At 62.4% G+C, this 9,916-nt stretch carries 9 protein-coding genes; 5 read left to right on the forward strand and 4 right to left on the reverse strand.

Features of this window, described 5'->3' with window-relative positions:
- Together JMJ95_RS12805 and JMJ95_RS12810 are read left to right on the forward strand one after the other, a co-directional pair.
- The coding region (locus JMJ95_RS12805; RefSeq protein WP_367153807.1) for a M20 family metallopeptidase at positions 1–1,148 on the forward strand (1,148 nt) is incomplete at its 5' end.
- A 3-nt stretch (positions 1,149–1,151) separates the two neighbouring features.
- Positions 1,152–2,084: a pyridoxal-phosphate dependent enzyme gene (locus tag JMJ95_RS12810; RefSeq protein ID WP_290686034.1), complete on the forward strand. Its 933-nt coding sequence runs from the start codon at positions 1,152–1,154 to the stop codon at positions 2,082–2,084.
- 351 nt (positions 2,085–2,435) lie between these two features.
- On the opposite strand, the gene JMJ95_RS12815 is transcribed toward JMJ95_RS12810, so the two are convergent.
- From JMJ95_RS12815 to JMJ95_RS12825, 3 genes are read right to left on the reverse strand one after another with little or no spacing between them, the layout of a single operon-like run.
- Positions 2,436–3,302 (reverse strand): IS3 family transposase, encoded by an 867-nt coding sequence (locus tag JMJ95_RS12815; protein ID WP_290686037.1) that lies wholly within the window; start codon positions 3,300–3,302, stop codon positions 2,436–2,438.
- Positions 3,280–3,582: a transposase gene (locus JMJ95_RS12820; RefSeq protein ID WP_290686039.1), complete on the reverse strand. Its 303-nt coding sequence runs from the start codon at positions 3,580–3,582 to the stop codon at positions 3,280–3,282. The genes JMJ95_RS12815 and JMJ95_RS12820 overlap by 23 nt, the downstream gene beginning before the upstream one ends.
- 34 nt (positions 3,583–3,616) lie before the next feature.
- Positions 3,617–5,206: a bifunctional diguanylate cyclase/phosphodiesterase gene (locus tag JMJ95_RS12825; RefSeq protein ID WP_290686041.1), complete on the reverse strand. Its 1,590-nt coding sequence runs from the start codon at positions 5,204–5,206 to the stop codon at positions 3,617–3,619.
- Positions 5,207–5,723: 517 nt separating this feature from the next.
- On the opposite strand from JMJ95_RS12825, the gene aroA reads away from it, so the two are divergent.
- From aroA to JMJ95_RS12840, 3 genes are read left to right on the forward strand one after another with little or no spacing between them, the layout of a single operon-like run.
- Positions 5,724–7,010 (forward strand): 3-phosphoshikimate 1-carboxyvinyltransferase, encoded by a 1,287-nt coding sequence (gene aroA / locus JMJ95_RS12830; RefSeq protein WP_290686042.1) that lies wholly within the window; start codon positions 5,724–5,726, stop codon positions 7,008–7,010.
- Positions 7,011–7,012: 2 nt separating this feature from the next.
- Positions 7,013–8,197 carry a chorismate synthase gene (gene aroC, locus JMJ95_RS12835; RefSeq protein ID WP_290686044.1) on the forward strand — a complete coding sequence of 395 codons (1,185 nt, stop codon included), beginning with the start codon at positions 7,013–7,015 and terminating at the stop codon, positions 8,195–8,197.
- Positions 8,178–8,846 carry a shikimate kinase gene (locus JMJ95_RS12840; protein ID WP_290686046.1) on the forward strand — a complete coding sequence of 223 codons (669 nt, stop codon included), beginning with the start codon at positions 8,178–8,180 and terminating at the stop codon, positions 8,844–8,846. Before aroC ends, JMJ95_RS12840 begins: the two co-directional genes overlap by 20 nt.
- On the opposite strand, the gene pheA is transcribed toward JMJ95_RS12840, so the two are convergent.
- Entirely contained in the window at positions 8,737–9,804 is a 1,068-nt protein-coding gene (gene pheA / locus JMJ95_RS12845) for a prephenate dehydratase (RefSeq protein WP_290686049.1), read from the reverse strand. The genes JMJ95_RS12840 and pheA overlap by 110 nt on opposite strands.
- Positions 9,805–9,916: the final 112 nt, after the last annotated feature.

The following is a 9,916-nucleotide window of genomic DNA, read 5'->3' on the forward strand; positions in this document are numbered from 1 at the left end:
TGAGCGACCGGATCATCCAGTGGAGGCGCGCTCTCCACGCCACCCCGGAAATAGGCTTCAACACCCCCGTTACTGAGAAATTCATCGTCGACGAACTCGAAAAAATGGGCGTGGACGAGATCCGCCACGGAAACGGCATGCGGGGAATCGTCGCGCTCATCAAGGGGAATAAGCCGGGAAAAGTGCTGGGAATCCGGGCGGACTACGATGCCCTCAACATGACTGAGGACACGGGGCTCCCCTTCGCCGCCACCAACGGCAACATGCACGCCTGCGGCCATGACGCCCACGCCGCCATGCTCCTGGGCACGGCAAAAATTCTCACGGAGTGCCGGGACGAACTCCAGGGAACGGTGAAGCTCATCTTCCAGCCCTCGGAGGAGGACGGAAGGGGAGCCCCGGCCATGATCGAGGACGGGCTGTTCGAGAACCCCGCCATGGACGGCATCATCGGTCTCCACATCGGAAGCCTCTGGAAGGGGTTCAAGGCCGGCGAGGCGGGATACCGCTTCGGCGCCCTCATGGCCGCCTCCGACTGGTTCACCGTCACCTTTGAAGGAAAGGGCGGACATGGAGCCACCCCCCATCTTACCGTGGACCCTGTCGCCATGGCCTGCCAGGCGGTCAACCTGCTCCAGCTCGTGGTCAGCAGGGAGACGAGCCCCCTGGATTCCGCCGTCATCACCGTGGGCACCATCCAGGGCGGCACCATGCCCAACATCATCGCCCCGAGCTGCACCATCAGGGGAACCATCCGCTCCCTCTCGCCCGAGACGAGGAAGAACCTGGAGAACAGGCTGAAGACCATCTGCACCGACGTGGCGGAGGCCCTCCGGGGCAAGGCGTCCATCACCTATACCTACGGCCCTCCCCCCCTCATCAACGACCGCGGGATGACGGAAAAGATGAAGGCCGCCATGGAGGACATCCTCGGCGCCGACATGGTCCACGAAGTGGCGGAACCCACCATGGGGGGAGAGGACATGGCCTTCTTCCAGGAGAAGGTGCCGGGCTCCTTCTTCTTCCTGCCGGCAACCTTCGGCGATGAGCGGGACTACCCTCACCATCACCCCAAGTTCGACCTGAACGAGAGCGTCTTCTGGATCGGCCCGGCAGTCATGGCGAAATACGCCCTCACCTGGCAGTAAGCCATGGCCCTGCACAGGGAAACCCCTCTTCTGGAATCCGTCCCCCTGGGCGCCGTCTCGGGGCGGAGGGTGTTCCTGAAAATGGAGAACATGCAGCCCGCAGGATCCTTCAAGCTGCGTGGGATCGGGCGGGTCTGCGAGGAAGCCGTAAAGTCGGGGGCGGTCCGGTTCATCTCCCCCTCGGGAGGCAACGCCGGCTACGCGGCCGCATGGGCCGGAAGGGAACTCGGCGTCTGCACCACCGTCATCGTCCCGGTGACCACGTCCGAAGAGGCGAAAAACGCCATCGCCGCCCTCGGGGCGGAGGTCATCGTCTCCGGAGAGAGCTGGAAGGAATCCAACGAACTGGCCCTGGCCATGGCCGGGGAGGATCCGAAATCAAAATACATCCACGCCTTCGACGACCCCGTCATGTGGGGCGGCCACGGGACTCTCGTGGACGAAGCGGCGAAGCAGGGTCCGAAGCCCGATGCCGTCGTTCTCTCCGTGGGAGGGGGCGGCCTGCTCTGCGGCGTGGCTGCGGGAATGGACCGGAACGGCTGGGGGAAAGTGCCCGTGCTCGCCTGCGAGACGGAAGGGGCAGCCTCCTTCGCCGCCGCTGTCGCGGCAGGTGAAATAGTCGAGCTGGAGAGCATAACATCCGTGGCCACTTCGCTGGGTGCCCGGGCAGTGGCCCCGGCGGCCCTCGAACTGACCCGGAATCACAGGATCACGCCCTACGTCGTCCCCGACGAGTCGGCGGTGGCAGCGTGCTCAAGGTTCCTTGACGATCACAGGGTCCTCGTGGAGCCCGCCTGCGGTGTCTCCCTCTCGGCCCTGTACGAAAACACGCCCCTCCTCGGCGACGCCGGTACTGTTCTCGTGGTCGTCTGCGGGGGCATCGGCATCAGCGCGGCGAAGCTCAGGAACCTGGAGGCCAGGTTCGGCCTTTCCTGACATCCGCAATGCCAGTCCCATAACGGCGGGGTTGCCTCCGGAACACCGGGGAGACCCCGCTTTTTTTCATCTTCCGGGCCATCGTCTCCCGCATGATCGACAAGGAAAAATCCTGACGCCACCGGCAAAATACGGGAAAAGCGCATTCCGCTCCACGAAAAAGGGGCGGAGGATCAGCCGTTCGATGTTCTGCTGAAATACCAGTTCCGGAATTCCTCTTCGGAAAGGGGCGGTGAAACGCCGTATCCCTGGGCGATGTCGCAGCCCATCTCCCGGAGCATCCCTAAAGTGGACCCGGTTGTCAAGACAAAAAATCATTGGATTTTTAACTCATGCGAGAAATAATTGCGACTATTTAATGTTAACCTTTCGAGCCGTTCCCCCCGAGTACACCTCCCAAGGTGTCTGATAGTTCAAAGCCTGATGGGGACGTCGATGATTATAATACTCGATGTACTCCGCCGTCGAGCGGCGGGCTTCACGGGGACTCTCGTACTCCTTCAGATACACCTCCTCCTGCTTGTAGCTCCTCCAGAATCTTTCCGTGAAGATGTTGTCCATGCAACGCCCCCTTCCGTCCATGCTGATAGCGATACTTTCGCTCTCGGTGCGGATCCGGTCGATATAGAGGGTGCTCGTGTACTGGCTTCCCTGATCGCTGTTGATGATCCTCGGACGGGCGATCCTGAAGGCGTCCTCCAGCGCCTCGACCACGAATCCCGCCGCGAGCGAATCCGAAAAGGCCCACGAGACCACGTACCGCGAATACCAGTCCAGAAACACCGTCAGATACATGAATCCGCCCTTGAGCCGCACATAGGTCACGTCGGTTCCCCACGTGTGGTTCGGATGGTCGATGGCCACTCCCCGCAGAAGATAGGGGAACTTCGGACTCTCGCCGCCCGCGCTCAGTCTCGGACCGGGGTATATCGCCAGGATGCCCATGTCTCTCATGAGACGCTGAACCCGCTTGCGCGATACGGGCACCCCTCCCCGCGACAACGCCGCCTGCATCCTCCTGGAGCCGTAGCACGGCTGGTCGGTGTGAATCTCGTCGATCCGCCTGCGGAGCAGCAGTTCCTCCTCCGAGAGACGCGCGGGAACGTAATAGAGTCCGGTTCTGTTCAGTCCGAGCAGCCAGGATTGCCATGAGAGGGGGAAATCCCTGTCCTCCCGGTCCACCAGCGCTCTTCGCTCATGAAGAGAAAGAGCCGACACCGCATTTTTTTTTGAGCCACTCGAGCTGCATGGAGAGCAGCCCGACTTGTTTATAGAGGTCGTTTATCGTGGTTTCCTTCTCTATTTCCTCCGCGCTCTTCTTTCGGGGATCGGCGAACAGGCCCGGCAATCCTTCGGTGACCGTCCTTTTCCAGTTTTGGAGTACGGTGTGATGGATTTTATGCCTGGCCGCGATCTGGCTGAGCGTTTCCTCTTCCCTGAGCAGCTCGAGCACAACTTTTGCCTTGAATTCCGACGAAAAGTTCCGACGCGTTACCATGGTTTAGAGCTTAACCTCCCCCCGTTTTTTTGTCTTAATTTCGGGGTCCATTATACCCAAAGGTCTCCTCCGACTCGACCCCCTCCACCACCACCTCCATCCCGAGGGCGTGAGCGAGGCGCACCGCCGCGTCGATGATATGGCGGGCGCCGTCGTCGGAGCGGAGATTCCGGACAAAAGACTGGTCCACCTTGATCACCGTGGCCGGGAAACGGGAAAGATACTGCAGGGAGGAGTACCCCGTGCCGAAATCGTCGATGGAGATGACCACCCGCACATCGGAAAAGCGCTTCAGCACGTCGATAGCGTGCTGCGGATCCTCCATGATGGCGCTTTCGGTTATTTCCAGCTCGAGACTTTCTCCGTCAAGGCCCCTTCGGTTGATGGCTTCGATGATCATCTCACCGAACCGGGGTGACGATAGGTCCCTGGCCGACACGTTCACAGCGAGAGACAGAACGATCCCCTCCTTCCTCCACCGGACGACCTGGTCCAGGGCCGCATTGGCCACCCACTCCGTCAGGGCGTTCATCAGGTTGCTCTTCTCCGCCTGGGGGACGAAGGAGGCAGGATACACCAGCCCCCGGAGGGGGTGCCCCCACCGCAGCAGGGATTCCGCCCCCATCACCCGGCCGTCTCTCATGGACACTTTCGGCTGGTAGTGGAGCAGCAACTCTCCCTTCTCCATGGCGCCCTTCAACGCGCCGAGCATCTCCAGGTTTTCCGCGATGGTTCCGTCAAGCTCACTGTCATAGAGCAGGTTTTCCTGCCCTCTTCGTCCCGCGGAATGGGCGGCGATATCCGCCTTCCGGAGCGCGGAGTGGCCGTCCTCCCCGTTGTTCTCGAGCATCACGCAGCCCGCGACTGCTTCCACGTGCAGGGACATGTCCGGCAGAACGAAGGGCTCCTTCATAGCCGCAGAGATACGGTCCATCTCATCCCGGGCCTCCTCCGCCCCTCCGCAGGGCAGGATCACCGACAGCTCGCCCGGCTGGGTGCTGAAAACGGGAACCCCGTGCGGGAAGAGACCCTGCAGGCGGTCATGCATCTGCACCATGATTTCGTCCGTAATCCGGACTCCGAAAGTGGCCCCCACCTCCATGAGGTTTTCGGCGAAAACGGCGAAAAGGGCGGAAGAAGTCGTTCCAGCTTCCCCGCCTTCTTTTGCCGATGCCTCGATGTATTCCATGAGAGCGACCCTGTTGGGAAGCCGGGTGAAGGGGTCGTGCCGGGCCAGCCATTCGTTCTCCCTGAGCTGGCGCCGGAGCATTTCCACCGCAACCCCGTTGAACAGGCCGATCAGGGTAAAGAGCCCCGTCCGGTAGAGCCAGTTCATCAGAAGCTGGGGCTCGCCGGTGGCTGTTTCGATGGGCATGAAGGGACCGAGGACAAACCCACCGGCAAGGCCGGCAAGAACGCCTCCCCGGGCGCCGAAAATAAACCCCGCCAGGAGAATGGGGATGTACATGGAATGGGAGTAGACGTACTTGATGCCCCCCGTTGCAAGGACAAGGGTGTAAACTCCGAGGTTCAGGGCGGCGAGAAACAGAATCATGAGCGCCTTGTTCCGGAAGTGCCTTTCAAGCCATCGGAAAAATGCGGACAGGGACAAAGTATCGGTCACCTCCTCCTTCGGGAAGCCAGGACACGCTAAAAGTTGCACAAAAATTCTGTCAAAGTGCAAGGCAATACTATCACGGGGAAGGTTTTTGGAGAAGGGAACAGGGTGGGCTGTTCCAGGGACAATAAATTTATTAATTTATTATTTATATTAAAGTAACTTTTGATTAAATATATTTTTCTCTCCTGCCCCTTGACAAGGCGGACAAAAAGCTGTATCGTGCACGAAACTTTCGGGGAAAGGAGAGGCATACCGATGATTTCCAGGAAAAACGCAACCTTCGTGTTTGAATTCGCGTTTAGCTGCGACCAGGGATATTATTATCCCCTGGTCTGTCCTGTTCTGGAAACCGATCGACGGCTTGCTTCTCAAAGCTTCGGGGGATAAAAGGTCAGCAGCACAGGCACAACGACCGCCCCCCGAGGGGGGAAAAAGAAAGAACAGCAAAGACCGGATCCGGTTTCCAGCCGAGATCCGGTCTTTTTTATTTTCACACCACACAAAAAGGGGCGTGCAGGCAATGAAGAGAATCCATCCGGCGAAAAAGATCACGGGAACGGTAACCCTCCCGGGCGACAAGTCCATATCCCACAGGGCGGCGCTGCTCGGGGCCGTCTCGGTGGACGGAGTCACGGTGCACAACTTCTCCGACGGGGCGGACTGCGCGTCCACCCTCTCCTGTCTCGAAAAGGCGGGGGCGGATATTCACAGAAAGGGAACAACCCTCTCCGTCTCCGCTCCTTCGGGCCTGGCCTCCCCCTCCTCGGCGCTGGACGCCGGCAATTCGGGGACGACGGCCCGGACACTCTGCGGCCTCCTGGCGGGGAAACCAGGCGTCAGGGCCACCATTACGGGGGATGCCAGCCTGTCGAAACGGCCCATGCTCCGGATCGTGAAGCCCCTCCAGTCCGTGGGAGCCTCCATCGACGGTCCCGAAGGCGGAGCCTCCCTCCCCCTGGAAGTATCCGGAAAACGTCTCCGGGGAGCCACCCACGTCCTCGAAACGGCAAGCGCCCAGGTCAAGACCGCCCTGCTCCTGGCGGGCCTCTCCTCCGACGAGCCCACCACCGTCATCGAACCCCTCGCCTCCAGGGACCACACGGAACGGATGCTCGCCCATCTCGGAATCCCCCTCTACATCGACGGACACTCCATCACCATGGCCCCCTCAAGACCCCTCAGGGTCGCAGAATGGACCATCCCCGGCGACTTCTCCTCAGCGGCCTTCTGGATCGTTGCGGCGGCCATCCTTCCCGACTCGTCCATCTCCCTTCCCGGCGTGGGGCTGAACCCCACCCGCACCGGCCTTCTCCGGGTTCTCGAGCGCATGGGGCTTGCCTTCTCCGTGGAGCGGTCGGGACTGTGGGGCGGCGAGCCCGCCGGCACCATCACCGTTCACTCCAGCAGGCTCCGGGCGACGGAGGTCTCCGGCGCCGAGATCCCCCAGCTCATCGACGAGCTTCCCATCCTCGCCGTGGCGGCGGCCCTGGCCGAAGGCACCACGGAGATACGGGACGCCATGGAGCTCCGCTTCAAGGAAAGCGACCGGATCGTGGCGGTGGCCAAAGGACTCTCGGCTTTGGGAGCGAAGGTGACGGAGCTCGAGGACGGGTGGAGGATCACAGGACCCTCCAGGCTCTCGGGCGGCACGGTCTCCGCCTCGGGAGACCACCGGGTGGCCATGGCCCTCGCCGTGGCGGCCCTCGCCGCCGACGGCCCCGTGGACATCGAGGACCCGGAGTGCGCGGCCATCTCCTACCCGGGCTTCTTCTCCACCCTTGACCATCTCACCGGGAGGTGCGGCTGAGCATGGCCTGGAGATTCCTCACCAGCGGAGAGTCCCACGGCAGGGGACTTCTCGTGGTGGTTGACGGGCTTCCCGCAGGGCTTTCCGTCTCCCGGGACGACCTCTCCGGCGTCATGGCCCGGCGGAGGCGCGGATTCGGCAGGGGTGGCAGAAAGAACGTGGAGCGGGATGAACTCACTCTCTGGGGAGGGATCCGGAACGGTCTCACCACGGGCGGCCCCGTGGGAATCTCCATCGATAACGCGGAATGGGAGCACTGGGACGTCGTGATGAACCCCTGGAGCATCTCCCCAGCCGCCGAGAAGGAAAAGGCCGTCACGGCGCCCAGGCCGGGCCACGCCGATCTCTCCGGGAGCATCAAATTCGGCGTGGAGAACATGCGCAATATCCTGGAACGGGCCAGCGCCCGCACCACCGCTCCCCGGACACTCGCCGGAGCCCTTGCGGCCCTCGTCCTGAAGGAGCTCGGCGTCACCGTCCGCAGTGCCGTGGACTCCATCGGCGGTGTGGCAGCGGCCCTCCCGGCGGGCGATGATGAATGGCGGCGGGCCGCCCTCTCGGACCTCGGCGTCGCCCGGGAGGAGGACGAGCTCCCCCTGAAGGCCCGCATCACCGCCGCGGCGGAACAGGAAACCAGCCTCGGGGGAACCTTCGTGGTCTCCGTCACCGGCCTTCCGGCAGGCATCGGCTCCTTCACCGAATGGGACGGCAGGCTGGACGGACGACTTGCCGGGGCCCTCATGGCCATCCCCGCAGTCAAGGGAGTGGAAGTCGGCGACGGGTTCCGCAGCGCGGCTCGTGCCGGGCGGGATGTCCACGACCCCATTTTCGTGGAGGACGGCCGGTGGACCAGGAAGACGAACCACGCGGGAGGCATCGAGGGCGGCATGAGCACCGGACAGGAGATCGTCATCAGGGCGGCCATGAAGCCCATCCCCACCATGAGAAAGGGGCTGCTCTCCTTCGACACGGTCTCCGGAAAACCCTCGGCGGCCCACAGCGAGCGGAGCGACGTGTGCGCCGTCCCGGCGGCCTGCGTGGTGGGCGAGGCCATGACGGCCTGGGTCGTGGGCTCCATGGCGGCGGAGCAGTTCGGAAGCGACCGGATGCAGGACCTGAAGGAACGGTTCGAGGCTTACAGAAAACACGCTGAAAGGTGGAATCTCCATGACTGCATGCCTTCATGACACGGGACGGGACAACATTTTCATCGGCGGGTTCATGTGCTCGGGAAAAACGAGCGTGGGAAGCGAACTCGCCCGGAGGCTCGGATGGACCTTCACCGACACCGACAGGGTGATCGAGGAACGGGCGGGGATGACCGTGCCGGAAATCTTCTCCGTCCTGGGCGAACCCGCCTTCCGGAGGTACGAATTCGCCGCCGTGGCCGGCGCTCTCGAGGGAAGCCGCCAGGTGGTCTCCCTCGGAGGAGGCGCCCTGGTGAACGAGGAACTCAGGGGGATGGTCCTCTCCAGGGCGAAGCTCGTCATCCTGGACGTCCGGCCGGAAACGGTGCTCTCCAGGGCCGAGAAACAGAAAGGAGCCCGTCCCCTCCTGGACGGAGGAAACGTCCGGGCCCTCATGATCAGGCGCCGCCCGGCCTACGCCCACTGCCACATCAGGGTGGCCACCGACGAGTTCCCCGTTTCGTCGGTGACCGACAAGATTCTGGAAGACCTCTACGGAACGGCGGCGCTGTGGTCCGTGGAATCGCCCTTCCCCGGCCTCACCGGCAGGGATAGGAGCCCAGCAGCCGCAGGAAGGCCGTCCTCTCCCTCATGGTGTCGAGAGCCTTCCGAACCGGCTCATCCTCAAGGAATCCTTCCACGTCGATGAAGAAATAATACTCGAAGGGGCTCCCTGAAAGGGGCCTGGACTGGATGTGGGTCAGGTTCAGGCCGTTTTCGTAAAGGGGCTCCAGGGCGTAGAACAATCGTCCCGGTTTGTGCTCCACGTTGAACAGGAACGAGGTCTTGTTCCGCTCCCCCCTCCGGGGCATTCCCCGCCCCACCACCCAGAAACGGGTCCTGTTGCTTCCCCGGTCCTGGATTTTTTCAGCGAGGATATTCAGCCTGCACCGCTCCGCTGCACGGGCGCTGCAGACGGCTGCCCGCTCGGGCCGTCCGGCGCACGCCGCCGCCGCCGCGCTCGTGCTGGCCACGGGTACCTGCTCCGCCCGGGGCAGGTTCGACCGGAGCCATTCCCTGCACTGGCCCAGGGCCTGGGGATGGGAAAGGACCTCCCGGATGTCCTCCCGGGCTGTCCCCTCCGAAGCGAGGACGTGGTCAACCTTAATAGATACTTCATTATGTATTACTATATCCTTCGTCGCCGAAGCAAAGGCGTCCATGGTGGGGAGAACCGTTCCCTCCAGCGAGTTTTCCGCCGGAAGAACGCCCCAGTCGGCCAGGCCCTTGTCCACCGCGGCAAAGACGTCGGGGAAGGAGGCGCACGGCACGGCATCCACTGTCCCGCCGAAGGCCGCGAACACTCCTTCGTGGGAGAAGGACCCCTCCGGCCCGAGGAAGGCCGCCTTCGGACGGTACTGCACTCCCCGGCACAGGGAGATTAATTCCCGGTAAATTCTGGTCACCGCCTCCGGATCCAGATCGGGGCACGAAAGGAGCGCCCTCCCGATGACCTGGTTTTCCCTGACGGGATCGTACACGGGAGCGCCGCCCTTGGCCCTGCCGATCTCCCGGGCGGTCTCCGCCCTCTCGGCGATGAGCCCGGCGATCTGTTTATCCAAAGCGTCTATTTTCTCCCGGAAATACTGCAACTTTTCCTTGTCCATGGGAACTCCCTCCATCTCTTTTTATATTTCGAATTTTCTTTTATTTTTTGGGTCTCTTGACAGTCCGTGGAAACTCCTGTAGGATTACCCAAAATTTCCGGTGCCCGCTCAG

This window comes from Aminivibrio sp. (assembly GCF_016756745.1).
Lineage (GTDB): Bacteria > Synergistota > Synergistia > Synergistales > Aminobacteriaceae > Aminivibrio.

Bases quoted from the DNA above. Each gene is read 5' to 3' on its own strand.
- pheA (WP_290686049.1), bottom strand. From the start codon at position 9,804: ATGGACAAGGAAAAGTTGCAGTATTTCCGGGAGAAAATAGACGCTTTG.
- JMJ95_RS12820 (WP_290686039.1), bottom strand. From the start codon at position 3,582: ATGGTAACGCGTCGGAACTTTTCGTCGGAATTCAAGGCAAAAGTTGTG.
- JMJ95_RS12810 (WP_290686034.1), top strand. From the start codon at position 1,152: ATGGCCCTGCACAGGGAAACCCCTCTTCTGGAATCCGTCCCCCTGGGC.
- aroA (WP_290686042.1), top strand. From the start codon at position 5,724: ATGAAGAGAATCCATCCGGCGAAAAAGATCACGGGAACGGTAACCCTC.
- JMJ95_RS12840 (WP_290686046.1), top strand. From the start codon at position 8,178: ATGACTGCATGCCTTCATGACACGGGACGGGACAACATTTTCATCGGC.
- aroC (WP_290686044.1), top strand. From the start codon at position 7,013: ATGGCCTGGAGATTCCTCACCAGCGGAGAGTCCCACGGCAGGGGACTT.